At 72.1% G+C, this 24,017-nt stretch carries 20 protein-coding genes; 11 read left to right on the top strand and 9 right to left on the bottom strand.

Annotated elements, in window-relative coordinates; all coding sequences use genetic code 11:
- Positions 1-318 precede the first annotated feature (318 nt).
- From ABTZ91_RS31360 to ABTZ91_RS31350, 3 genes are all read left to right on the top strand, one after another.
- Positions 319-1,299: a hypothetical protein gene (locus ABTZ91_RS31360; RefSeq protein ID WP_352080611.1), complete on the top strand. Its 981-nt coding sequence runs from the start codon at positions 319-321 to the stop codon at positions 1,297-1,299.
- Between the two features lie 85 nt (positions 1,300-1,384).
- A complete protein-coding gene (locus ABTZ91_RS31355) occupies positions 1,385-2,032 on the top strand; it encodes a hypothetical protein (RefSeq protein WP_352080610.1) in 648 nt (215 codons plus the stop codon).
- A 109-nt stretch (positions 2,033-2,141) separates the two neighbouring features.
- Entirely contained in the window at positions 2,142-2,375 is a 234-nt protein-coding gene (locus ABTZ91_RS31350; protein ID WP_345485215.1) for a DUF397 domain-containing protein, read from the top strand.
- 69 nt (positions 2,376-2,444) lie between these two features.
- Here the strand turns inward: ABTZ91_RS31350 and ABTZ91_RS31345 are convergent, their stop codons facing one another.
- The 7 genes from ABTZ91_RS31345 to eccB all read right to left on the bottom strand — a co-directional run bounded on the left by ABTZ91_RS31345 (position 2,445) and on the right by eccB (position 9,280).
- A complete protein-coding gene (locus ABTZ91_RS31345; protein WP_352080609.1) occupies positions 2,445-2,753 on the bottom strand; it encodes a WXG100 family type VII secretion target in 309 nt (102 codons plus the stop codon).
- Positions 2,754-2,770: 17 nt separating this feature from the next.
- The gene (locus ABTZ91_RS31340; protein ID WP_345485219.1) at positions 2,771-3,097 is read right to left on the bottom strand and encodes a hypothetical protein; all 327 of its coding nucleotides are present in this window, start codon (positions 3,095-3,097) and stop codon (positions 2,771-2,773) included.
- A 31-nt stretch (positions 3,098-3,128) separates the two neighbouring features.
- Positions 3,129-4,370: a S8 family serine peptidase gene (locus tag ABTZ91_RS31335; RefSeq protein WP_352080608.1), complete on the bottom strand. Its 1,242-nt coding sequence runs from the start codon at positions 4,368-4,370 to the stop codon at positions 3,129-3,131.
- 12 nt (positions 4,371-4,382) lie between these two features.
- A complete protein-coding gene (locus ABTZ91_RS31330) occupies positions 4,383-5,765 on the bottom strand; it encodes a hypothetical protein (protein ID WP_352080607.1) in 1,383 nt (460 codons plus the stop codon).
- Between the two features lie 18 nt (positions 5,766-5,783).
- On the bottom strand, positions 5,784-6,260 hold the full coding sequence (locus ABTZ91_RS31325) for a hypothetical protein (protein WP_352080606.1): 477 nt from the start codon (positions 6,258-6,260) through the stop codon (positions 5,784-5,786).
- A 114-nt stretch (positions 6,261-6,374) separates the two neighbouring features.
- Entirely contained in the window at positions 6,375-7,613 is a 1,239-nt protein-coding gene (mycP, locus tag ABTZ91_RS31320; protein ID WP_352080605.1) for a type VII secretion-associated serine protease mycosin, read from the bottom strand.
- 122 nt (positions 7,614-7,735) lie between these two features.
- Positions 7,736-9,280: a type VII secretion protein EccB gene (gene eccB, locus ABTZ91_RS31315; protein WP_352080604.1), complete on the bottom strand. Its 1,545-nt coding sequence runs from the start codon at positions 9,278-9,280 to the stop codon at positions 7,736-7,738.
- A gap of 191 nt (positions 9,281-9,471) precedes the next feature.
- Here eccB and eccE point away from each other — a divergent pair, with 191 nt between their 5' ends.
- From eccE to ABTZ91_RS31275, 8 genes are all read left to right on the top strand, one after another.
- Positions 9,472-10,797, top strand: a complete 1,326-nt coding sequence (eccE, locus tag ABTZ91_RS31310) for a type VII secretion protein EccE (protein ID WP_352080603.1) — start codon at positions 9,472-9,474, stop codon at positions 10,795-10,797.
- A gap of 365 nt (positions 10,798-11,162) precedes the next feature.
- Positions 11,163-11,939 carry a hypothetical protein gene (locus tag ABTZ91_RS31305; RefSeq protein ID WP_352080633.1) on the top strand — a complete coding sequence of 259 codons (777 nt, stop codon included), beginning with the start codon at positions 11,163-11,165 and terminating at the stop codon, positions 11,937-11,939.
- A gap of 257 nt (positions 11,940-12,196) precedes the next feature.
- A complete protein-coding gene (locus ABTZ91_RS31300) occupies positions 12,197-15,376 on the top strand; it encodes an SCO5717 family growth-regulating ATPase (protein WP_352080602.1) in 3,180 nt (1,059 codons plus the stop codon).
- A 206-nt stretch (positions 15,377-15,582) separates the two neighbouring features.
- Positions 15,583-17,466: an ABC transporter substrate-binding protein gene (locus ABTZ91_RS31295; RefSeq protein WP_352080632.1), complete on the top strand. Its 1,884-nt coding sequence runs from the start codon at positions 15,583-15,585 to the stop codon at positions 17,464-17,466.
- Between the two features lie 171 nt (positions 17,467-17,637).
- Entirely contained in the window at positions 17,638-18,585 is a 948-nt protein-coding gene (locus ABTZ91_RS31290) for an ABC transporter permease (protein WP_352080631.1), read from the top strand.
- Positions 18,582-19,526 carry an ABC transporter permease gene (locus ABTZ91_RS31285; protein WP_352080601.1) on the top strand — a complete coding sequence of 315 codons (945 nt, stop codon included), beginning with the start codon at positions 18,582-18,584 and terminating at the stop codon, positions 19,524-19,526. The genes ABTZ91_RS31290 and ABTZ91_RS31285 overlap by 4 nt, the downstream gene beginning before the upstream one ends.
- A complete protein-coding gene (locus ABTZ91_RS31280; RefSeq protein ID WP_352080600.1) occupies positions 19,523-20,509 on the top strand; it encodes an ABC transporter ATP-binding protein in 987 nt (328 codons plus the stop codon). Before ABTZ91_RS31285 ends, ABTZ91_RS31280 begins: the two co-directional genes overlap by 4 nt.
- Positions 20,506-21,498, top strand: a complete 993-nt coding sequence (locus tag ABTZ91_RS31275) for an ABC transporter ATP-binding protein (RefSeq protein WP_352080599.1) — start codon at positions 20,506-20,508, stop codon at positions 21,496-21,498. The genes ABTZ91_RS31280 and ABTZ91_RS31275 overlap by 4 nt, the downstream gene beginning before the upstream one ends.
- A gap of 94 nt (positions 21,499-21,592) precedes the next feature.
- Here ABTZ91_RS31275 and ABTZ91_RS31270 read toward each other — a convergent pair whose 3' ends face one another.
- Together ABTZ91_RS31270 and ABTZ91_RS31265 are read right to left on the bottom strand one after the other, a co-directional pair.
- Positions 21,593-22,651 (bottom strand): hypothetical protein, encoded by a 1,059-nt coding sequence (locus ABTZ91_RS31270; protein WP_352080598.1) that lies wholly within the window; start codon positions 22,649-22,651, stop codon positions 21,593-21,595.
- A gap of 104 nt (positions 22,652-22,755) precedes the next feature.
- The gene (locus tag ABTZ91_RS31265) at positions 22,756-23,892 is read right to left on the bottom strand and encodes a type III polyketide synthase (protein WP_352080597.1); all 1,137 of its coding nucleotides are present in this window, start codon (positions 23,890-23,892) and stop codon (positions 22,756-22,758) included.
- Positions 23,893-24,017 lie beyond the last annotated feature (125 nt).

The following is a 24,017-nucleotide window of genomic DNA, read 5'->3' as shown; positions in this document are numbered from 1 at the left end:
TGGCGGGTGCCCACGCACTCGGCGGGGTGTCCTGCACCACCGGAACGCCACCAGCCCATCAGACCGACGATCAGCTCTGTACGGTCTCGGAGGTCTCCGCCGCGCACGGATTCCCGCGCGGGCGCTGGGGTCGGCATCGTTCGAGACCGAGTGGCTGCACCAGGACCGAGAGTGGAAGAGCCTGACCAGCGTGCGACGCATGCTCTGGGCTGTGTCGGTGACCCGTTGAAGCAGGCCCCCGTACCAAAGCCGGTCGCCGGAACCAGACCGTGAAAGCAGCGGACCGACATGACGAACAGCAGACCTGAACGAGGCAGAGTGAAGAACGACAAACCCGGCAGGGTGACACGCCTGAGGACGTTGATCGCGCTCGGTATATGCCTGGCCGTACTCGGAGGGGGCGCCGCGTGGCTGGTGCTCGGCAGGGACGACGGCGTGCCGTGCAACGGGCTGCCCGAGGACGAGCGCGTGCGGAAGTCGATGGGGGCGGCCGTGCGGCCCGGTATGAGCTGCGCCGAATTCGGTGAGGCCATGTTGAAGGCCACCACGGGGGACAAGCCGGGGCAGCACACCCAGCAGCAGGCCCAGGCATTGAAGGACGTGCTCTTCGCCCTCGGGTTCGGGCAGCCTGACGACTTCACACTCGACCCGGCGATGCGGCTCCCGCTCGCGACCGCGCTGGCGGACTACACGCCGGACGTCCACGAGATGCTCACCACCCTCGACACCGAGCACGCGGAGAGGGATGGCCGATGGGAACCGCCGTGGGAGTCCGGGGGCACCTACCACCTTTCCGTGTACAGCACGTTCTTCCGGGACATCGTGCGCGCGGCTTCCGAGGATCCCCGGGCCTATGCGCTGCTGCGTACGGCCGAGAGCCGGCACGTGGCGGGAGAGCTGGCCGCTGTGCCCGCCGACGCCCAAGGAGCGGCCTTCTCCTTGCCCGCCACCAAGGGCGCGCGTGCCCTCGGCGTTCTCGACGGCATCGCCTCCGTGGTCGTGGACCGTCTGGACAGGGACGAGGCGCGGGCCTGGCGTGCGGCGGTCGTGGATGAGGTCACACGCGGTCTGGCCGCCCGGGAGGACGGGACGAACAGCGCGGACGCGCTCACGGCAGGCTGGCTCCAGGACTTCACGAAGGCGCCGGAGGGGCAGCGATTCGACCGCCTGAGTACGCAGGGCGTCGATCTGACCCGCAGCTGGCTGAAGAACCGGAAGACGGACGAGGCGACACAGCAGGCCCTGCTCGCCGACGTGGAGGACAGCGCACTCGGCGGTTCCCGCGAAGTGAAGCTCTGAGCCGCCTTCGAGGCCGCCTATCCCTCGTAACCTACCTCACGGGAAACACGAAGAAGGACCGAGAGCGGAGACAATGCGGGACACGATGAAACAGTACGTCGGTGCAGCGGCCATGGCCTTCCTCCTGGCCACGCTGGTCGGCTGCGGCGCGACGGCTGCGAGCAGTTCCGAGACCCTGACCCTGGACCGGCTCACCGGGCTCCGGGGGAAGGTCGGAAAGGACGGGGCGGACAGCTGTCCGATCCCGTACGACCCCGGGAAGGCGGCGTCGATCGTCGACCTGGGCAAGGGGGTCGAGCCGGGCGCGCCGGGCGCCGAGCCGGGTGATCCCGTCGCGACCGCCGACGGCGGGCAGAAGACGGACCCGCAGTCGCCGTGGGCCGGCAAGCCGGGCGCGGTCATCAGCTGCGTGTACCACGCGGGTGACGAGAAGCTGGAGATCAGCACCGTCGCGGTCGCCGAGGGCAGCGGGGTGTACGTCCTCGCGCCTCTCATCCAGTACTCCGGCGGCATGAACCCGGCCGCCCTCCAGACGTACACCAAGAAGGCCGCCGAGGCCGAGCTCCGCAAGCCCGTCCAGAGCGACGGCGGGAACGTCGTGACGGTCCGCTTCCGCTCCGGCGACCAGGGCGATGTCGCGATGGTCCTGACCGTCGGCGAGCACGGCAAGACCGCGCTCGAGCCGGAGAAGATCCTCGAACTCGCCACAACCCTCGCCCACCAGGCCGAGTGAACCGGCGGGGCCGATTCCGGAGTCCGGCTGACAGCCGGGCCCCGCGGGACCCATGATTGACCTGCAACGACGCGTGTGCGCGTGTTCCACCGCTGTACGAAGGAGCCAGATGGGCACTCAGCAGGAGAAGGACGAGCTGTACGCGCTCGACATCAGCGGCGTCGAGTGGCAGGGCGCCCCGGGGACGAGCCCCGACGAGGAGCGCGTGGAGATCGCCCACCTGCCGGGCGGCGCCGTCGCGATGCGGTCCTCGCTCGACCACGACACCGTGCTGCGGTACACGAAGGCCGAGTGGGACGCGTTCGTCCTCGGCGCCAAGGACGGCGAGTTCGACCTCCAGTAGGCGGGTCGGGGAGACATACGGAAGGGGCCCGCTCCGGGAGGAGCGGGCCCCTTCTCGCGTACCCGAGGGTCAGTACGACTCGGTGAACAGGCGCGAGGCCTTGACGTCCGTGGAGCGGTAGCTGTCCTTGCCCTGCTCGACGATCTTCGCCGTCTGCTCGAGGCGGTTCTTCATGTCCTCGGCGCGCTTCTTGTACTTGCCCTGGAGGATCTCGTACTCGCGGTGCGCGTCACCGTCCCAGGTGTCCGTGACGACGCGGAGCGCGGCGTCCATCTCCTGGATGTCCTTGATGATGTTCTGCGAGACGGTACGGATGCGGTTCGCCATCTCCTGAACGCTCTCGTACCGGACCTTGGTCCCTGCGTTGTCGGCAGACATGGTGCTCCCCCTTTACGTCAGATGTTGTTGAGCGACGAGTTGTTGACGGCGGCGAAGGTGGCACGCACCTCGTCGTCGTTGGCGTTGCTGAGGTTCTTCGTCTCGCCGACGGCGTTCAGCAGAACGTTCAGCAGGCGACGGATGACGTCGTGGTCCTCGTTGAGGAGCGTCTGGGCCTGCTTGAAGCCCGCCGCACCCACACCGGTCCAGCCGGCGCTGCAGGTCTCGAGGATGTTGGCGAGCTCACGGGCCTGCTTGGTGACGGCGTCACCGGTCTCCATGATCTTGTTCTTCGCCTGGACGATCGGATCGTCTGCGAGTCCGAACCCACCCGGAGTGCTCATTGAAGCTCCTCGTTCTAGTCGATGGCGTTGTTCATGCGTCTGTCGACGCTCTCCTGCGTACGCCCGCCGCGACGACGAGGCCGATGACGGCCACGACGGCGACGGCACTCGCGACAATGGCCCAGAGCGGGAACCCGCCCTCGTCGGACCCTGCGGCCTGGTCCTTGACCTGGTCGCTGCCGCTTGCCCCCGTGTTCTCAGGAGAGGGGGAGGTTTGTGAAGCCTGGGAAGGCTCAGAAGGCTTGGAGGTCGGTGACTGGCCGCCGCCTTGCGCGGCGAGCAGCGGATTGACGTGGGGATCGCCCGGGTTCCCCTTGCCTTCGAGGAGCACCTGGGCGGGACGGACGGATCCGTAGCCGATGTACTTGCTGGGGACGGGGCCGTTGTGGCCGGCCGTCTCCATCATGACGCGGAGGACCTGGTTGCCGGTCCAGTCGGGGTGTGCGGACCAGATGAGGGCGGCGGTGCCGGAGGCGATGGCGGTGGCCTGGCTGGTACCCCTGTGGGCACAGTACTGGTTCTTGTCGTCGGTGCAACGGCCGGGGATCTCGACGCCGGGGGCGGCAAGGGCGAGGTGGGGGCCATAGTTGGAGAACTTGGCGACCTTGCCCTTGGTGTCGAGGGCGCCGACGGCGATCACGCCGGGGATGGAGGCCGGGTAGACCTGGTCCCCTTCCCCGTCGTTGCCAGACGCCGCGAAGACCAAGGCGCCCTTTTTGCTGGCGTAGTCCACGGTTGCTCGCCAGGCTGCAGTGTCCTCTTCCAGCGCTGGCCCGCCCTTGGAAATGTTGATTACGCGAGCACCGCTGTCTACCGCGTATCGAATGCCCTTGTGCGCCGACTCCCAACTGAAGGTCGAAAAGGCACCCGTCTTCACGGGAAGGATCGTGGCATCGGGGGCGATGCCCTTGATGCCACCGCCGGCCCCGCTGCCAGCGATTGCAAGGGCCATGTTCGTGCCGTGGCGATCGGTGTCCTTATCGTCCACTCGCCCCAGGCCACCCGTGTCGAAGTTGCGCCCGGGCAGCACCTTTCCGCGGAGCTCTGGCAGCGTCGAGTCGACACCGGTGTCGATGACGGCGACGGTGATGCCCTTGCCCGTGGCCACCTTCCACATCTCGTCGGCCTTCATCGCGTCCAGGTACCACTGGCGCGACCGCATGTCCTCGGCCTGCGCCGCCGGCGCCGCGACGGTCCAGGTCGCGACGACGGCGGCCATGGCGCCGAGCAGGCCGACCGCTCGGTTGCGAGCGGCCCGGGTGAGGGGGGACATCAGAGAGTGCTCCTAGTCGATGACGGGCGGGACGATCGGGCGCTGGCCCGAGTTCCACGTCTCTTCGTCCTCGGACAGGTAGTCGGGACGGCGGCGCGACTGGCGCCGCTCCTCCTGGCCCGGCTCAGACGAGGCGGGGGGACGGACGAGGCCCGTACCGCCAGGCGTGAAGGCCGAGCGTCCCGTGACTCCGGGCGCGGCGGCACCGCCCACGGTTCCGCCCGGCTGCGTCGCCAGGCGACGACCGGATCCAGCACCGGGCCCACCGGGGCCACCCGGAGCGCCGGGGCCGACGGCTCCAGGGCCGTGGAGGCCGGCCGCACCGCGACCGTACGGGGAGTGCTTCTCCTCGCCGATGACGGTGGCCATGGGGGGCCGTCCCATCGGCTGCCCCATGCCGGGTCGGCCGGGGACCTGGCGGCCGCCGGTGATGCCCTCGGCCCTCGGCCCCGGACCCAGCGGGCTGGGCGTGAACGGGTTGCTACGACCGGCAGGACCCGGAAGGCCCGGGTGGGACGTCCGGCCCTGCGGACCGATGTGGGGATTGGTCTGCGGGCCGAGCGGCGGAGCGACCGGCGGCAGCACGACCGGCTGCGGGCCGTTCGTCGTCGGCGGCTGCACGGTCGGAGGCTGCACCGTGGGCTTGGTCGGCGCTTCCGGCGTGATGGTCACCGAGTCGAGGTTCGTATCGACCTCGGACTCCGGCGGACGCGTCGGCGCGGTCGGCGGCAGGGTGACCCGCTCATCACGGATCTGCCGGTCGGTGCCGCTGCTCGACGTCGACTCATCGGCGCGCCGAAGGGACGTGTGGCTGGACTCGGTGGAACCCGTACCCGTCCCTGAGTAAGTTCCGGAACCGGTACCACTGCCCGTGCCGTACGCACGCTCTCCTTCACCGAACCCGTCATTAACGGTCATCGGCTTGAACTCGGGCTGCCGCTCCGACGAAATCCGGTGGTTCGTCTCCGTGTAGTAAGACGACAACCGATTCATCGCCGTGATCGCTTCCTGAAGCTTCGGCCCCGTCTCCGCCTCCTGGCGGGCCTTCTCCTTCTCCGGGTCCGCGAAGCACATGCCCGCCGGCTTCGGCACGGAGGACTTCGCCTCCCGCAGTGCCGCGCCCGCGCGCTTCATCTCCTCGGAGACGATCTTGGTGAAGTCACCCAGGACGAGCGTCTCCGAGACCATGTCGGCGCCCCACTTGCGGAAGGCCTCGGCGCCCTCGCCCTCCCACTGGACGCGGGAGATGTAGTGGCGCAGGTCGGCCGCGATGTCGAGGATCTTCGGCACCGCCGCCGCGAGGGCCTCGCCGGTGCTGGTGATCTCCTCGGGCTTGGCGGACGCGATCATCGCGTACAGGGCGTCCAGGGACTTGCCCTCGAACTCTCCAGACATCTTGGTGCACTCCCCCGCTTAGCTGAATCCGCCGGAATCGCCGGTGTTGGTCGTCGGCTTGGGCGCCGGCTGGTTCGGGCCGGCCGGGCCGGTCGCCGGCTGCTGGCCGCCGCCGTGGCGCTCTTCGTAGTCTTCCTTGGCACGCTTCTGGATCTCCGCGAAGCGCTGCCGCTCCTCTTCGTCCACGCCCGCGTAGCCCTTGTCGGCGATCTGGGCCCGGATTCCCATGGCCTCGATCGTCTCGCCGAAGATCCTCGTCAGCTCCTCGAGCCGGGTGCGCACCTTCTCGTACGCCCCGTGGAGCTCGGTCGCCGCGGCGAAGCCCGTGCCGTACGAGTCCGCCGTGACCTTCTGCTCGCCGATCTTCTTGTGTTCGGCGGGTGAGCCCTTCAGATCGTCGACCAGCTTCTGCATGCGTGCCTGGAAGGTCTGGAGGGTGACGTCCCCGACTTCCAGACCCTGCTTGCCACTGCCGTCCCCGTTCGGCCCTGCCACTTCAGTTCCCCCTCGTCACACGCTCGAACTCGCTCACTCTAACGACTTGGTACGACAGTTCCAACTGCAAAGCTACCTAGGTATTCCTACTCATCCGATGCCGCATGTGACGGCTCATCGGGTGGCCCCGCGTCGCCGGCTGTCCCGGATGACGACGGCCGTTCCGGACACGACCGCGACCAGCACGGCGCCGATGCCCAGCGCGTAGGTGGCGAGGCGTTCGGAGCGCTCCTGGGGAGTCTCCGACATCGCCATGTGGGCCGGTTCGGGTGCCGGTGGCTTCGGGGGGCCGGGGTCCGGGGTGGGACCGGACTCCGGTGGTTCGGGGCCGTCGGCGAGTGCTCGTACCGGATCGACGACTCCCCAACCTACGTGGTTGTCACGGCCGTTGATGGAGCGGATGGCCGTCTGCTCGATTCTCGTCACGATCTGGGCGGCCGTCCACTGCGGGTACTTGGCGCGCAGCAGCGCCGCGACTCCCGCGACGTACGGGGCCGAGAAGCTGGTCCCGTTGTCGACGCACTGGCCGCCGCCGGGCACCGTGGAGACGATGTCGACGCCGGGTGCGGCGACGCCGACGAAGGTGCCGGACTGGGAGAACGCGGCGCGTTCGTTGTTGCGGTCGGAGGAGGCGACGGCCAGGACGCCCGGGAAGGCCGCGGGGTAGGTGTCCTTCAGCTTGCCGTCCATGCCGTCGTTGCCGGCGGAGGCGACGACCACGACGTTCTTGGCGAGGGCGCGGGCGACGGCCTTGGCCATGAGCGATTCGGGACCGAGCGGCTGGGTGGTGTCCTGGGAGATGTTGATGACGTGGGCGCCCTTGTCGACCGCGTGGTCGATGGCCTGCGCCATGGTGTCGGACTTGCCGCTGTTCTTCTCGTCGTTCTGCCGGATGGGGATGATCGTCGCCTCGGGCGCGAGGCCGACGAAGCCGGTGCCCTTGCGAGGGCGGGCGGCGATGATGCCGGCGACCTTGGTGCCGTGGCCGACCTCGTCGACGGTGCCGTCGGTCTTGCCGCGCTGGTCGTTGCCGCTGCTCGCGCTCTCCTTGTCGGGCTTCAGGTAGTCCTTGCCCAGTTTCGCGTCGACGGCGGGCTTGAGCTGCGGGTTGACGTCGTCGACGCCCGTGTCGATGACGGCGACCTTGACGCCCTTGCCCTTGGTGTCCTGCCACAGTTCGTCGAGCAGCACCCGCTGGAGCGACCAGGGGATGCCCTCGATCTGCTTCTTCATCGGGAAGGTGCACTCGCCGCTGCCGTCTATGTCCACCGGGCTCTCGGCGGCCGCGGGCGGTGCCGCGAGGAGGCCGGTCAGGGTCGCGGCCGCGAGCAGGGCGGCCGCGCGTCGGGGCACCGCCGCACCACGTGCCGTCACCGCACCCCGTGCCGTCACCGCACCACGCGGTGTCACCGCACCCCGTGCCGTCAGCGCGCCTCGTACCGTCGCCGTACGCCGTGTCGTCACCTCGTGCCCCCTCACGAACCCTGCGGCTGGCGTGCGCTGTTGGTGTCGAGACGCGGGCCCTTCGACAGGAACTCCGACCACTCCAGCGGTACGAGCACCGGGGTGACCTTCTCGTAGCCCAGACGCTTCTGCGCGTCGCTGGGTTCCGGGCGGCCGTCGGTCTGCTGGTTCTGTTCGGGGGCGCCGATCTCGGAGCGGCCCGAGTCGCTGTCGCCGTTGGCCTGCACCGCGTAGCGCAGTCCGGTGTCGGTGACGAGGAAGAGCGAGCCGTCGGGCCGGGACTGGTTGCCCTGGACCTGGGTGTAGAGCAGGCCGGTGCCGGGGGTGACGTACGTGCTGGTGCCGCCGGCCGTGATGTCGGCGGGGTACTTGGTGCCGGCCCAGGTGGAGAGGGTGGGCCTGCCCTTGGAGTCCACGCTCTCCAGGACGGAGCAGATGGTGTCGCGGGAGCCCGCGCCGCCCACGGAGTTGACCTGGGTGGACTTGAGCTCGGGCCAGCGCAGTCCGGCGCCGAAGTACGCGGAGTCGGGGCTGAGCGAGATCTGGTCGACGGCGGAGGGCTCGCCCTTCATGTCGAGCATGTCGGTCTGCGGGGAGTTGATGAGCAGCCAGGCGGTGAAGCCGGAGACGGGCTGGACCTTGCCCTGGAGGACCACGTAGTGCTGGGGGCCGGAGCCCGTCTGGGCGAGGAGCACCATGCCGACCCGGTCCTGGGCGGGGTTGAGTCCGCCGTCGACGTGGGCGTCGGCGCCGACGGGGCCGGGGATCTGCGGGAAGTCGACGGGGCTGCCGGTCTTCAGGGTGGCCAGCCAGTCGTCGGTGACCTGCTGGGGCTCGCGGTTGACGCCGAAGAGCGCGGTGGTGAGTCCCTTGGCCTTGTCGTTGACGAGGTACTTGGTGCCCGTGTGGTCGACCAGGTACTGGGCGCTGTCCTTCTGCCCCTTGACGTAGAGGATCTGTCCGGCCTTCAGCTTGCTGCTGTTGTCGGTGCGGCCGAGGTCGCGCTGGGCGAAGAGGAAGGTGGCCTTCTGCACGCTGCCGCCGTTGCCGCCGCCGGGCTGCTCGCACACGGCCCAGCGCTTGGCGGTGCCGGCGTCCTGGGCGCCGGGGAGGCGGTCGGGGGCGTACGGGATGCCGAGGATCGGGCCGCGCGGCGGCTTGCCCTCGTCGAGGGTCTTGTCGTCGACCTGGATGACCTTGAAGTCGTCGGGGTTCAGCAGCAGCCGGGCGGAGGCCAGGTTGAGGACCGGGTGGAGCAGGGTCTTCTTGTCCTTGCCCTTGCCGGTGGTGAGGACGACGTAGCGGGTGGTGGACTGCTTGCCGACGATCACCTTGGTGCCGGGCTCGTCCCACCCCTTGGGCGCGGTGGGCTTGAACATGCCCCAGGCGCCGAAGCCGGCGATGACGAGCGCGCCGACGATGAGACCGGGGAGCACCGCGCGCAGCGGCCGGGGCGCCCCCTCCTCCGTACCGGAGGGAGAGGGTTGGAGGAATGCCGCGACCGTGCGCTTCTTCGCAAAGGTGTACGCGTTGAGCTCGTCCCGCCGTGATGCCATGAGTCCCCATTTTCGTCAGGCGCAGTCTTCGCGCGGGAGTCCGGGGAGCATGGCGCCCGGGCCCCGGCTGTCGGACCGGCCCCCTACTATGCCTGCTGTCCGCCGGTGCTCGTGGGGCGGGTAGGGTGATCCAGCCGCCAAAGGCCTGGCGAGCGAGGGTGATCGGGACGAATTGAGGGGGATTCTCCATCATGGCTTCCGCGACGCGGACGCGGCCCGCTGCGGCCACGTCCACTTCCGCGCCCCCCGCTGTCCCCTCGCAGGGGTCCGGTTCGCCGGTTCCGTCCTCGGTCTCACCGAGGCTCCAGGCGCGCCCGGGACACTTCGGTGCGTTCCGATTGCAACAGCTCGTGTTGATCGAGGTGGCGGCGGCGCTGCTGTTCGTCGCCGCGGTCGTCGACAAGCTTCTGCTCGTACCGGCCGGTGTGGTCGCGGCGCTGCTGGTGCTGCTCGCGGTGGTGCGCCGGCACCGGCGTTCGCTGCCCGAGTGGCTGTCCACCTTTCTGACGCTGCGGGCCCGTACCCGCCGGGCGGCCTCCTTCACCGTGCCGGAGGGCACGGAGCCGGGGCTCGCCCCGGTGGTGGAGTGCGACCCGGCGCTGCGGACGTACACGTACAGCGACCGTGACCGGCGGCCGATCGGGATGATCGGCGACGGCACCTTCCTCACCGCGGTCGTACGGGTCGAGTCCGAGGGCTCGGCGCTGCGCCCCGACCGTGCGGCGCGGCCGCTGCCGGTGGGCCTGGTCCGGGACGTGCTGTCGGTGGACGGCATCCGGCTGGAGTCCGCGCAGATCGTGCAGCACACGCAGCCCGCGCCCGCGCCGCACCTGCCCGCGCAGTCCATGGCGGCCCGCAACTACGGTCCGCTGCAGGCGCAGACGGGTTCACCGGCGGTCCGCATCACCTGGATCGCGCTGAAGCTGGACCCGGAGCTGTGCCCGGAGGCGGTCGAGGCGCGCGGCGGCGGCCTGACGGGAGCGCAGAAGTGTCTGGTGCGGGCGGCGGACCAGCTGGCGAGCCGGCTGTCCGGCGCCGGGTTCCGCGCCACGGTCCTGACCGAGCAGGAGCTCACCTCGGCCCTGGCCACCTCCACGTGCGCCAGCCCGATGGCGATAGCGCAGGCGGGCCGGGGCCAGGCGCCGGGCCGCCGCACCCAGGAGACGGCGCGCACATGGCGGGTCGACGACCGGCGTCACACGACGTACTGGGTGGGGCGCTGGCCCCAGCTGGGCGCTGCGGGCGGTGCGGGGGCGTCGATGCCGCAGCTGGTGGCGCTGCTCACCTCGCTGCCGGCGCTCGCGACGACCTTCAGTCTGACGCTGAGCGGCGGTGACCGCCAGGAGGTGACGGTCACCGGACATGTACGGATCACCGGGCGCAGCGACGAGGAGCTGGTGGCCGCCCGGCACGAACTGGAGCGCGCGGCGCGCGGTGTGAAGACGGGTCTGGTGCGGCTGGACCGCGAACAGGTGCCGGGCATGCTGGCGACGCTGCCGCTGGGGGGTGCGCGCTGATGACGACTCCGGCGACGGGGCGGCCCGGTCCGGGCGGACCGGTGGCGGGTGGACCGGCAGGCGGGCCCGTGGCGGGCGGACCGGTGGCGGGTGGACCGGCAGGCGGGCCCGTGGCGGCAGGTGGGCAGATGGGCGGCGGGCCGGTGCACGGTGGGCAGATGGCCGGTGGATCGGTGGCGGCCGGTGGGCCGGTGCACGGTGGGCCGGTGGCCGGTGGACAGATGGCGGCCGGTGGGCCGGTGGCCGGTGGGCCGGTGCACGGTGGACCTGTGGCCGGTGGGCAGATGGCGGCCGGTGGGCCCGTGACGGGTGGCTTCGTGGCGGGCGGTGTGGCCGGTGGGGGCCCGGCCGGGGCGTCGGGCGGGATGCCCGGCGGTACGCCCGCGCGGCGGGCCCGCGCGGGCGGCGGACGGGCCGCTCGGCGTGCGGGGCGGAGCACGAAGCCCCGGTTCGGCTTCGGGCTCATCGGCCCGCGCCGCGACCGTCACTCCGTCCCCCTGGACCAACTCGACGCTCTGACGCTGCCGGTGGGCGACGACGGCGTGGTCATCGGCGTGGACGCCGAAGGGCGGCCCGCGGTGCTCGGCATCAACCAGCCCAGCCCGTACGACGTCACGCTCATCGGCGGTCTGTGGACCGCGCAGGTGCTCGCGCTGCGGGCGGCGGCCACCGGTGCTCGCATCGCGGTGGAGACCGGCCGGGCGCAGGCCTGGACGGCGCTCGCCCAGGCGGCCGGCGGCGGACAGCCCTGTGTCACCCTGCACGACGTGGGCCGCGTGCCGCCGCAGGGCGCGTCGGCGGGCAGCCCCGTGGTCGTCGTCCGCGACTGCGGCATGCGGCCGCCGCGCGGCCGGGTCGTCTCCGCCCCCTGGCAGTCGGTCGTCACGCTCCTCCCCTATCTGAGCCCGGTCGCCCCGCGACTGCTCGAGAAGTCCTCGCTCGTCGGGGTGCAGCGGGTCTCCCCCGACGAGGCCGCGCAGATCGGCCGCATCATGGGTCTGCAGCGCGCCGAGTGGGAGGCGCTGTCCACGCTGGCCGACGGGGTCACGCTCTGGTGCACGCCGAACGACCGGCGGTTCGTCATGACGCAGGCGACGGACGCCGAGACCGGACTGCTGGGCGGCGCCCGGCGGATGGACTGAACCGGGTCGGGCCCGGGGAGCACACGAGAATCACAGCGGAACCACACGAGATTCAGCCGAACCTGTCCGCTTTTGTGTGGGTTCGGGGCACCCGGGGTTTCACTCTCCGGTACCTGCGGGTCACTTGGGGACGCGCGCCGTCGGCGCGAGGGGCGGCGGCGGGCCGACGGCCCTGCCCGGCGGACCCGGTTGGCGTTTAGGGTGGGATGTGCCCGCCCACGACTGCACAAGGGTGCGCGACCACACCAGGAGGCAAAGTGAACCGCGATCGGGACGAGATCAACGGGGGTTGGAACCCGCCCGTCGACGATCAGTCCGACGCAGATCCCGCCGAGATGACGGGTGAGTTCACCATCGACTACACCCCGCCGGCCTGGTACACGCAGAACGCGTCGTCGGGCGGTACGGGTGGCGGGGTCCCCACGCCTCCACCGCCGACCGGCGCCCCGGTCGCGGTGCCCGGCGTCCCGACGGGTGGCGGTTACGAGCCGACCTGGGCCCCGACGCCTCCGCCGCCGGCCGCCCCGGTGCCGCCGGCCGTTCCCACACCCGCTGCCGCACCGGAGCCCGCCTCCGAGCCCGCGCCCGCACCTGCGCCGTTCGGCGGCGGGGACGTGGAGAGCGGGGCGACCATGCGCTTCTCCCCCGCCGCGCTGAAGCGCGAGATGGCGGCACTGGCAGAGGAGCAGGCGGCCCCGGCCGACACCGCGCCGGCCCCGGCGCCGGCCACCCTGGACACCACCGGCCGCGTGGACGGCCAGGACGCGGCCACGGCCGCGCGCCCCGAAGTCCCGCCGCAGCAGGCCGAGGAGACCGTACGGGACTCCGCGCAGGAGCCCGTCGGCGCCACCGGCGCCGTGGAAGAGGCGACCGCCGCACCGGTCACGACCGAGGATGCGGGCGGCGGTGCGGCCGACGACGCGGGAGGCGCCGCCGAGGGGTCCGCTACCGATGCCGCCCACGCGACCGGCTCGGGCACCGAAGGTGCCGAGAGCGCCGAGGGAGCCGAGGCGACCGTGAGCGCCGGTAAGGACGACGCTCCGGCGGCCGGCGGCGACGCGGAGACCGGGTCGCCCGCGGGCGACCCGACGGACACCCCGGCCGCCACGGCCGACACATCGGACGCGCCGGGTGCCGACACCGGTGGCACCGAGCCCGGCCCGGACACGCCGGAGACGGCCCCGGCCGACGACAGCGACACCGCCGCTGCCACCGGCACCGGCGACGCCCCGGACGCCGCCGCGCCCGCCGGGCAGCCGCAGGACGCCGCACCGGCCGCGCCGCTGCCGCCCGTCGGGGCCCCGCTGCCGCCGCAGAGCCCCGGGCTTCCGCCGCTGCCGCCGTCGTTCCAGCCCGCGACGCCCGCCTCCGCGCCCCAGTGGCCCGCGCAGGGCGCCCCGGGCGACCAGCCGCAGCCCCAGGCCGCGCCGCTGCCGGCCGCCGGGGCCTGGCCCCCGCCTCCGGTGCCGGGCGCCCCCGGCCCCGTACCGCCGCAGGGCGGCTACGGCTTCCCGCACCCCGGCCAGCCCGGACAGCCGCAGACCCAGCCCCAGCCCCCGGTCCAGCCGCCGCACGCCGGCTACGGCTTCCCGCATCCCGACCAGCAGCCCGGACAGCCCCAGGCCCCCGGTCCGCACGCCGGTTACGGCTTCCCGCACCCCGGCCACCAGCCCGGACAGCCCCCGGCCCCGGCCCCCGGCCCGCAGGGCGGCTACGGCTTCCCGCACCCCGGCCAGCAGCCCGGACAGCCGCAGGCCCAGCCCCAGCCCCCGGTCCAGCCGCAGCCCCAGGCCGCCGCCCCCGGTCCCGTACCGCCGCAGGTGCCCCAGGCTCCGCACGCGCCCCACGCGCCTCAGCCGCCCCAGGGCGGCTACGGCTTCCCGCAGGCCGCGCCGCCCGGGCCCGGCTCGCCGGGGATCGATCCGCGGACCGGGGCCGCGTGGCCGTCGGCGGTGACGCACGACCAGCGTGAGCGTTCGGTGCCGGGTGCCCCGCTCGGGTACACCGCGGCCGTCGAGCTGTCCTCCGACCGGCTGCTGCGCAACAACAAGCAGAAGCCCAAGTCCAGCCGCAATCCGGGTGCTTCGGCCCGTTTCAAGCTGGGCGGCAAGAAGGAGGAGGCGGAGCGCCAGCGGAAGCTGGAGCTGATCCGGACGCCGGTGCTGTCCTGCTACCGGATCGCGGTCATCTCCCTCAAGGGCGGCGTCGGCAAGACCACGACGACCACGGCCCTCGGCGCGACCCTCGCCACCGAGCGGCAGGACAAGATCCTGGCCATCGACGCGAACCCGGACGCCGGCACGCTCGGCCGGCGGGTGCGGCGCGAGACCGGGGCGACCATCCGTGACCTGGTGCAGGCGATCCCGTACCTCAACTCGTACATGGACATCCGCCGTTTCACCTCGCAGGCGCCGTCCGGTCTGGAGATCCTCGCCAACGACGTGGATCCGGCCGTCTCGACGACCTTCAACGACGAGGACTACCGGCGGGCGATCGACGTCCTGGGCAAGCAGTACCCGATCATCCTGACCGACTCCGGCACCGGTCTGCTCTACAGCGCGATGCGCGGGGTGCTCGACCTGGCCGATCAGCTGATCATCATCTCGACTCCGTCCGTGGACGGTGCCTCCAGCGCGTCGACGACGCTCGACTGGCTGTCCGCGCACGGGTACGCGGAGCTGGTGCAGCGGTCGATCACGGTGATCTCCGGGGTCCGCGAGACCGGCAAGATGATCAAGGTCGAGGACATCGTGCAGCACTTCCAGACCCGCTGCCGCGGTGTGGTCGTGGTGCCGTTCGACGAGCACCTGGCGGCGGGCGCCGAGGTCGACCTCGACATGATGCGGCCGAAGACCCGCGAGGCGTACTTCCATCTGTCGGCGATGGTGGCGGAGGACTTCGTACGGGCGCAGCAGGCGCAGGGCCTGTGGACGGGTGACGGTCAGGGCGGGATGCCTCCGCACATGGCCCCGCCGATGCCGGCCCAGGCCGGCCCCGGCCAGCCGATGCCCGGTGGCCAGCCGATGCCCGGCGGTCAGCCGATGCCCGGCGGTCAGCCGATGCCGGGCCAGCCTGGGGCCGGTCAGCCCTATCCGCAGCAGCAGCCCGCGCCGGGGCAGGTGCCGGGGCAGCCGTACGGCGGTCCGCCCGCGTCCGGGCAGCCGTTCCCGCAGCAGCCGTACCCGCCGCAGCAGGCCGCGGGTCAGCCGTACGGAGCACCGCCGGCACCCGGACATCCGTACGGGGCGCCGCCCGCTCCGGCCGGTCAGCCGGGCATGCCGCAGGGCTGGCAGCAGCCCCCGGCGCAGCCGCTGCCGCCGCACGCCGACCCGCAGAGCCAGGGCCAGGTCCCGGGCCAGACTCAGGCTCCGGGCCAGGTGCCGCCGCCGAACTGGCAGCAGCAGCCTCCGCAGGCGCCGCCAGCCCCTCAGCAGTAGGGCGTCACAGGAGTAGACCAATGAGGCCCCGTACCGGTGTTCCGGTACGGGGCCTTCTGGCATTCCCGCAGACCACACGGGGTTTGAGGGATCGTTGACGACGGCAGACCACCGCTGATACACCTTCGCTTCATCCATCGTCAGCCCAAGATCCACGGCACTTCCCCCGACGCACGCATCCCGACGCGAGGTCACGCCCCATGGTCATGGTCACGAAGGCTCCACCCCGTCCGGCACCCACCCACCGAGCCGTCCGCCTGCTCGCCGCGGCCGGCGTCGTCGCCGCCTCGCTGATGGCGGTCCCCCCGTCGGCGCACGCGGCCCCGGCGGCGCAGGCGGCCCGGGCGGCACAGGCGGCGGCCCGGGCGGACGACAAGCCCGCTCCGACGACGCTCACCGTCGCCGTCTCGCAGAGCGTCGACTCGCTGTCGCCGTTCCTCGCCCAGAAGCTCGTCTCCACCAGCATCCACCGGCTGGCCTACGAGTACCTGACCAACTACGACGTGAAGGACGCGCGCCCCATCCCGGGCCTGGCCACCGCGTGGAAGACCTCGCCGGACAAGCTGACCTGGACGTACACGATCCGCGAGGACTCGCTGTGGTCCGACGGGAAGCCGGCCACCGCCGAGGACGCCGCCTGGACCTTCAACACGATGATGACCGACCCGAACGCGGCCACCGCCAACGGCAGCTTCACGGCCAACTTCAAGAAGGTCACCGCGCCCGACCCGCAGACCCTGGTCATCGAGCTGAAGAAGCCGCAGGCGACGATGACGGCCCTGGACGTGCCGATCGTGCCCAAGCACGTCTGGGAGAAGGTCACCGACTTCTCGAAGTTCAACAACGACCGGCAGTTCCCGATCGTCGGCAACGGCCCCTTCGTCATCACGGACTTCAAGGTCGACCAGTACATCAAGCTGAAGCCGAACAAGAAGTTCTGGCGCGGGGCGCCCAAGTTCGACGAGCTGGTCTTCAAGTACTACAAGGACGGTGACGCGGCCGTCGCCGCCCTCCAGAAGGGCGAGGTGTCCTTCGTACCGAACCTGACGCCCGCTCAGGCCGCGGCTCTGAAGTCGCACGAGAACATCAAGGTCAACGACGCGCCCGGCCGCCGCTTCTTCGCCCTCGCCACCAACCCGGGGGCGCGCGCCAAGGACGGCCGGACCTTCGGCAACGGGCACAAGGCCCTGCTCGACCCCGAGGTGCGCAAGGCGCTGTTCCTCGCCGTGGACCGCGCCACCCTCGTGGACAAGGTCTTCCAGGGGCACGCCGTCGAGGGCGAGGGCTACATCCCGCCGCGCTTCTCCTCGTACTTCTGGAAGCCGGCCGAGGGGCAGAAGCGCTCCTACGACCCCGCCGAGGCGGCGCGGGTGCTGGACGCCGCCGGTTACCGGCTGAACGGTGCGGGCAAGCGGGTCGGCAAGGACGGCAGGCCGCTGGACTTCCGCATCCTGTGCCACGCCACCGACCCCAATGACAAGGCCGTCGGCAAGTACCTGCAGGAGTGGTGGGGCAAGCTCGGCATCGGGCTGAAGGTCGAGTGCCTCGACAGCGTCTCCGACCCGTGGGTGAAGGGCGACTACGACCTCGCCTTCGACGGCTGGTCGGTGAACCCCGACCCTGACTACGTGCTGTCCATCCACACCTGCGGCACGCTGCCCGCCACCCCCAAGGACACCGGCGCCACCGACAACTTCATCTGTGACCGGGAGTTCGACGCGCTCTACGCGCAGCAGGCCGCCGAGTACGACCCCGCCAAGCGCGCCGAGATCGTCAAGCGGATGCAGTCGCGGCTCTACGACACCGGCTACATGAACGTCCTCGCGTACCCGAACGCCCTGGAGGCCTACCGCACGGACCAGATCGGCTCCATCACGACCATGCCCGAGGCGGCCGGCAACCTGTGGGGGCAGGACGGCTACTGGAGCTGGTGGTCGGCCGTGCCCGCGGCGCGGACCGCCGGCGACGGCTCCGGCGGCGGGTCCTCCGCCGGTGTGGTGACCGGGATCGGCGCGGCCGTCGTGGCCGTCGTCGCCATCGGGATCTTCCTCGGGCTGCGCCGCCGCTCCACCGCCGACGACCGCGAGTAGCCCGTGACGAGCGCAAGCACTCCCGCCCCGGTGACGCGGACCGGCACCGGCACCGGCAGCGACAGCGACAGCGACAGCGACAGCGGTGCCGGCACCGGCTCGGTCCGCGCCTCCGAGGGCGGCGCGCGGGCCCGTACCGCCGCCGCCTACCTCCGTCACGCGGCGGGGAAGGTGGCCGGCGCGGCCGTCTCGCTCCTCGCCGTCCTGGTCACCAGCTTCTTCCTGTTCCGGATCATCCCGGGCGACCCGGTGAAGACGATGACCCACGGGATGCCCACCACCGCCGAGCAACTCGCCACGCTGCGCAGACAGTTCGGCCTCGATTTGCCGCTGTGGCAGCAGTTCGCCGACTACTGCGCCAAGGCGCTGACCGGCGACCTCGGCCTGTCGTACCAGTTCCGCGCGCCGGTCGGCGAGCTCATCGCGCAGAAGCTCCCGGCGACGCTGCTGCTCACCGGCACGGCCGTGGTGCTGTACTCGGCCCTCGGTCTGTGGCTCGGCACCCGCTCCGCGTGGCGGCACGGCAGCCTCGGCGACCGGCTGAACACGGGCGTGGCGCTGACCCTGTGGTCGGTGCCGTCGTTCTGGCTCGGGCTGCTGCTGATCATCGTGTTCTCGGTGGGCGTCGGACCGGTCCCCGGGCTCTTCCCGACCGGCGGCATGGAGTCCGGCACGGGCGAGACCGGCTTCGCCCATGTGCTCGACGTCGCCCACCACATGGTGCTGCCGGTGCTCACCCTGGTCGCCGTGGGCTATGCGCAGACCCTGCTCGTGATGCGGTCCTCGCTGCTCGACGAGATGGGCGGCGACTATCTGACCACCGCCCGCGCGAAGGGGCTGCGCGACGACGCCGTACGACGCCGGCACGCCGTACCGAACGCGCTGCTGCCGACGGTGACGATGGTCTTCATCAACCTCGGCCATGTGGCGGCCGGCTCCATCCTGGTGGAGACGGTGTTCTCCTGGCCGGGCCTCGGCGGCCTGTTCTACCAGGCGCTCAGCGTGCCCGATCTGCCGCTGGTGCAGGGCCTGTTCGTGGTGTTCGCCGGCGCGATGATCGTGATGAACCTGATCGCCGACCTGCTCTATCCGCTGCTCGACCCCCGGGTGGGCCGATGACCTCGCCGACGAAGACCGAAGCGCAGAAGACTCCATCGACGAAGACCGCACCGACGAAGACCTCGCTGACCTGGCAACGCAGACGCGGCACGGTCGCCCGCTTCTGGAAGCGGTACCGGAGCCACCGGGCCGGCCTCTACGGCCTGCTCGGGCTCGCCCTCATCGGGCTCGTCGCGCTCGCCGCGCCCCTGCTCGTCGGCGCCGACGTGCAGTCGGTGACGAACGCGCCCGGCACCGCGCTGGAGTCGCCGAGCGCCGAGTTCCCGCTGGGCACCGACCAGTTCGGGCGCTCGCTGCTCGGCCTGCTGATCTGGGGCGCGCGGATCTCGCTCCTGGTCGGCCTCATGGCCGCGGCGCTGTCGGTGGCCATCGGCACCCTCGTGGGGATCGTCGCCGGGCACTACGGCGGCTGGTTCTCCACCGTCCTCATGCGGATCACCGACTGGTTCCTGGTGATGCCGGCCCTGGTCCTCGCGATCGTGCTCGCGACCGTGATGTCCCGGTCGATGTGGACGGTGATCCTGGCCATCGGGGTGACCAGCTGGCCGACGACCGCCCGGCTGGTCCGGGCGCAGACCATCGCGGTCGAGTCCCGCCCGTACATCGAGCGGGCGAGGGCGCTCGGCGGCGGTCACGGACACGTCATGACCCGGCACGTGCTGCCGAACGTGATGCCGCTGGTGCTCGCCCAGACCACGCTCGGCATCTCGACCGCCATCCTCACCGAGGCGACCCTGGCCTTCCTGGGGCTCGGCGATCCGACCGTGGTCTCGTGGGGCGGGATGCTCCAGGACGCCCGCGAGGCGGGCGCCGTCTCGTCCGGGCACTGGTGGTACCTGGCGCCGCCCGGGATCGCGATCGCGCTGGTCGCGCTCGCGTTCACCCTGTGCGGGCGGGCGATCGAGTCTGTCCTCAACCCGAGGCTGGGGGTGGGGCGTTGAGCACGCGCCCGCTGTTGGAGGTACGGAACCTGAGCGTGACGTACGGGTCGGGGGCGGCCGCCGTCCCGGCCGTACGGGGCGTCGACCTCACCCTGCCGGCCGGGCGGAAGCTCGGGGTCGCGGGCGAGTCCGGGTGCGGGAAGTCGACGATGGCGCTCGCGCTGCTCCGGCTGCTCCCGGCGTCGGCGCGGACGACCGGGGAGATCCTGCTCGACGGCGAGGACGTCCTCACCATGAAGTGGGGGCGGCTGCGGGCCGTGCGCTGGGCGGGCGCGTCGATCGTCTTCCAGGGCGCGATGCACTCGCTGAACGCGGTACGGCGGATCGGCGACCAGATCGCCGAACCGCTGCTCGTTCACGGCCGGGCCACCCCGGCGGCGGCCCGCGCCCGGGTCGGGGAGCTCCTGGAGCACGTGGGTCTGCCGGCCGCGCGGGCGGCGGCGTATCCGCACGAGCTGTCCGGCGGGCAGCGGCAGCGTGTGATGATCGCGATGGCCCTGGCCTGCGATCCGCTGCTGATCGTGGCGGACGAGCCGACCACCGCGCTCGACGTGATGATCCAGGCGCAGATCCTGCGGCTGATCGAGCGGCTCGTCGCCGAGCAGGACATCGGTCTGCTGATGATCAGCCACGATCTGGCGGTGCTGGCGGACACCTGCGACCGGCTGGCCGTGATGTACGCGGGGCGGGTGGTCGAGGAGGGTCCGGCGAAGGCGGTGTACGAGGCCGCCGCCCATCCGTACGGGCGGGCGCTGTCCTCGGCGTTCCCCCGCATCGGCGATCCGGCGTCGCGGCGCGCCCCGCGCGGGCTGCCGGGCGACCCGCCGGACCCGGCCGACCTGCCGGGCGGCTGCACCTTCCATCCGCGCTGCCCGGTGGCCGTGGACGGGTGCGCGGAGCGGGACCAGGAGCTGCGGGAGGCGGGCGAGGGGCGCCGGGCGGCCTGCGTACACGTCGGAACCCAGGTGGGGAGCACGTCATGAGTTCTTCCGGGCCGCTGCGGCCGCTGCTGTCGGCGAAGGGCCTGCGGGTGGAGTTCCCCGGGCGGCGGGGCGCGCCGGCCGCGCGGGCGGTGGACGGGGTGGACCTGGACATCGGCGCGGGCGAGATCGTGGCCCTGGTCGGCGAGTCGGGGTGCGGCAAGACGACGCTCGCCCGCTCGCTGCTCGGCCTGGTCCGGCCGAGCGGGGGCACGGTGCGGTTCGCGGGCGAGCCGCTGTCGTACACGGGGAAGGCGCTGAGGGCCTACCGGAAGCGGGCCCAGCTGGTCCTTCAGGACCCGAGCGGTTCGCTGAACCCGCGGCACACGGTGTACGACGCGGTGGCGGAGGGGCTGCGGATCCACGGGTACGCGGGGGACGAGCGGGCGGCGGTCGCCGAGGCCCTGGCGCGGGCCGGGCTGCGGCCCCCGGAGCGCTTCTTCCTCCGTTATCCGCACGAGCTGTCCGGCGGGCAGCGCCAGCGGGTGGTCATCGCGGGCGCGCTCGTCCTCGCGCCCGAGCTGATCGTCGCGGACGAGCCGGTCGCCTCGCTCGACGCGTCGGTACGCGGTGAGATCCTGGCCCTGCTGCTGCGCCTGCGCGACGAACTCGGCCTGTCGGCCCTGGTGGTGACCCATGACCTGGGCCTCGCGTGGAACATCGCGGACCGGGTGGCGGTCATGTACCTGGGCCGGATCGTGGAGACGGGGCCCGTCGAGTCGGTCCTGACGAGCCCCCGGCACCCGTACACGCGGGCGCTGTTGTCGGTCCTTCCGGAGTCCGAGGGCGATCCGGTGGTGCTGACCGGCGAGCCCCCGGACCCGGCCCGCATCCCGTCCGGTTGCCGCTTCCACGTGCGCTGCCCGGTGCTGGCCTCGGGTGAGGCGGCCGGGGTGGCGGAGCGCTGCCGTACGGAGGACCTTCCGGTCCTCGCGGCGGGCGCGGACCGGGTGGAGGCGGCCTGTCACTGGGCGCGGGCCGGACGGGTGTGACGGGTGTCCCGTCCGGCTTGTGCGGGCTGTGCGGGTCGTGCGGCCCGTCCAGACCGGACGGGCTGCGCCGGTCGTGCGGGCCGTGCCGGCCGTCCTAGAAGGGCGGCGGCACCAGGTTCGGGAACGGCTGCCCCTGGTCCTGCGGCGGCTGTGCCTGGTCGTGCGGCGGCTTCACCTCGGAGTGCGGGGCCGTGGGGTCCTGCGGCGGCTGTGCCTGGTGCTGGTTCTGCTCCTGGTTCGGGTTCTGCTCCTGGTCCTGGTTCTGGCCCTGCTCCTGGGGCGGCTTCGCCGCGGAGTCCGGGGCTGCCGGGTTCTGCGGCTGGCCCGCGGGCTTCTGGGGCACGGAGCCCTTCGGGAGGATCTCGCAGGAGCTGATGGAGGTCCGGGTGGAGACGGACTTCACGGTGCAGGTGTCCTTGCCGACGCCGGCGTCCACCGTGCCCCAGTGCTCGCCCACGATCAGCACGGCTCCGCCGGGGCCCTGGATGGTGTCGTCGCCGGGGCCGGACTGGATCATGCCGCCGGACTCGGGGCCGAGCGCGGCGGCCTCGATGGTGTCGTTCTCGCTGCCGCCGAGGACCCGCCCGGAGAAGTCGATGACGCCGGTCTTGATGGTGTCGGCGCCGTCGTTGCCGGTGACGATGCCGCCGCCGCGGTTGAACTGGCCGGGCGCGCCGTGGACCGAGCCGGTGGTGATCTTGTCGTTGCCGTCGTCGCCGTGGACGACGGCACCGAGCTTGGCCCCGTCGCCGTGCACGGTGGCCACCTTGATGACGTCGTTGCCCCGGTTGCCGCGCACCATGCTGAAGGTGGTCTGCGGCACCAGGTGCTTGGCGCGGATGACGTCGTCGCCCTCACCGCCCAGCACGGCCGAGTCGATGACCAGACCCCTGATCTCGATCATGTCGTTGCCGTTGCCGCCGGAGACGGTGACGCCCTCGATGTCGCTGTCGCAGAAGATGTGGTCGTCCTGGGGCGTGCCGTTGACCTGGGCGCCGGGCGGGGCGGGGACGTCGTTGATCCAGCACTGGTGCATGGGGACACGGGCGGAGGCATGGGCGGGCACGCCGGTGAGGGAGGCCGCGGCGACCAGGACGGCGAGGGCGGCGGGGCCGCGCAGCGATCTGCGGAGGGAGGGTGGCGTGGCGGTCATGGGAATCTCCTCTGCGGTGGGGAGCGGGGCGGTACAGGGGGTGGGGTGAGGTCGGGGACGCGGCCGGGCCGGGAGCGGAAGCGCCGTACGGGCCCGGTGCGCGGTCAGGCGGCGGTGGTGCGGACCGGGGTGGCGTGCCGGGGCGAGTAGCCCACGATGCGGCGCGCGTTCAGGCTCGTCTCCTGCGCGGGCTGCCCGTTCGTCCACCGCCCCAGGCACATCTCGGCGGTGATGCCCGGGCCGAAGCCGGCCAGGATCCCCCGCGCGCCCTCGGGCAGACCGCCCTCGTCGAAGAGCCGGCGCACCGCGTCCAGGACGACGGCGCTGGCGATGTTGCCGTACTCCGTCAGGGTGGCCCGGCTGAAGCGGAAGTCCTCCGGGGGCACTTCGAGGAAGCGGCTGAGGTCGTCCAGGATGCGCGGGCCGCCCGCGTGGATGATGTAGAAGTCCAGCTTGCCGGCGTCCCAGCCGTGCTCGCCCGCGAGTTCGCGCAGCGCGGGCGCGAGCGGCTCCATGGTGCCGGGCACCCGCTTGTCGAGCAGGAAGTGGAAGCCCGTGGCGCGGACGCTGTAGGCGATCCAGTCCTCGGTGTCGGGCACGAGGTAGGAGTTGTTGCGTTCCAGGGCGATGCCGGTGCCGCCGCGGCCCCGGACGACGGCGGAGGCCACCGCGTCGCCGAACAGGCCGTTGGACAGCAGCGATCCGACGCCCAGGTCGGTGGGCTGGTAGCACAGCGAGCAGAACTCGCAGGCCACGATGAGGACGTTGGCGTCCGGGTACGCCGTGCAGAAGTCGTGTGCCCGGTTGACGGCCGCGCCGCCCGCCGCGCACCCGAGCTGGGCGATGGGCATCTGCCGGGTGTGGCTGGGGAAGCCCATGGTGTTGATCAGCCAGGCGGTGAGCGAGGGCATCATGAAGCCCGTGCACGACACGTACACGATCATGTCGATGTCCTCGGGGCCCAGCCCGGCGTTGTCCAGGGCCTCCTTGATCACCGCCGGGACGCGGGCCTTCGCCTCGGCCTCGTAGAGCGCGTTGCGCTCCTCGAATCCGGGATGTTTCAGGGTCTCCTCGATCGGCTGCACGATGTGCCGACGGGTGACCCCGGTGTTCCCGATCAGCCGCAGGGCGAGGGCCAGTTGGGGGTGGTCGGCATGGCGTGAGCGGGCGAGGTCGAGGGTCTCCTCCATCGTGATCACGTACTCGGGTACGGACACCGCGGGTTTGCACAGAGTCACCACGACACGCGCTCCTTCGTCTCGTTCGCCGTGAACTGGGCCCACACTCACCCCGCCGTCGCGAGCCCGCAACCGCGAGAGCGACCGGCCGGTCGCGGAACGTGACCTCGGCCGGGACCGGCGCGTCC

Origin of the sequence: Streptomyces sp. NPDC126499 (genome assembly GCF_040302485.1) — a bacterium.
GTDB lineage: Bacteria > Actinomycetota > Actinomycetes > Streptomycetales > Streptomycetaceae > Streptomyces.
The sequence above is the reverse complement of the archived record's forward strand: the minus strand, read 5'-3'. Positions and strand labels throughout refer to the sequence as shown.

Coding starts and splice junctions, on each gene's coding strand:
- ABTZ91_RS31355 (WP_352080610.1), top strand. CDS start 1,385: ATGAAACAGTACGTCGGTGCAGCGGCCATGGCCTTCCTCCTGGCCACG.
- ABTZ91_RS31350 (WP_345485215.1), top strand. CDS start 2,142: ATGGGCACTCAGCAGGAGAAGGACGAGCTGTACGCGCTCGACATCAGC.
- ABTZ91_RS31345 (WP_352080609.1), bottom strand. CDS start 2,753: ATGTCTGCCGACAACGCAGGGACCAAGGTCCGGTACGAGAGCGTTCAG.
- ABTZ91_RS31340 (WP_345485219.1), bottom strand. CDS start 3,097: ATGAGCACTCCGGGTGGGTTCGGACTCGCAGACGATCCGATCGTCCAG.
- ABTZ91_RS31335 (WP_352080608.1), bottom strand. CDS start 4,370: ATGTCCCCCCTCACCCGGGCCGCTCGCAACCGAGCGGTCGGCCTGCTC.
- ABTZ91_RS31330 (WP_352080607.1), bottom strand. CDS start 5,765: ATGTCTGGAGAGTTCGAGGGCAAGTCCCTGGACGCCCTGTACGCGATG.
- eccB (WP_352080604.1), bottom strand. CDS start 9,280: ATGGCATCACGGCGGGACGAGCTCAACGCGTACACCTTTGCGAAGAAG.
- eccE (WP_352080603.1), top strand. CDS start 9,472: ATGGCTTCCGCGACGCGGACGCGGCCCGCTGCGGCCACGTCCACTTCC.
- ABTZ91_RS31305 (WP_352080633.1), top strand. CDS start 11,163: ATGCCCGGCGGTACGCCCGCGCGGCGGGCCCGCGCGGGCGGCGGACGG.
- ABTZ91_RS31295 (WP_352080632.1), top strand. CDS start 15,583: ATGGTCACGAAGGCTCCACCCCGTCCGGCACCCACCCACCGAGCCGTC.
- ABTZ91_RS31285 (WP_352080601.1), top strand. CDS start 18,582: ATGACCTCGCCGACGAAGACCGAAGCGCAGAAGACTCCATCGACGAAG.
- ABTZ91_RS31275 (WP_352080599.1), top strand. CDS start 20,506: ATGAGTTCTTCCGGGCCGCTGCGGCCGCTGCTGTCGGCGAAGGGCCTG.
- ABTZ91_RS31270 (WP_352080598.1), bottom strand. CDS start 22,651: ATGACCGCCACGCCACCCTCCCTCCGCAGATCGCTGCGCGGCCCCGCC.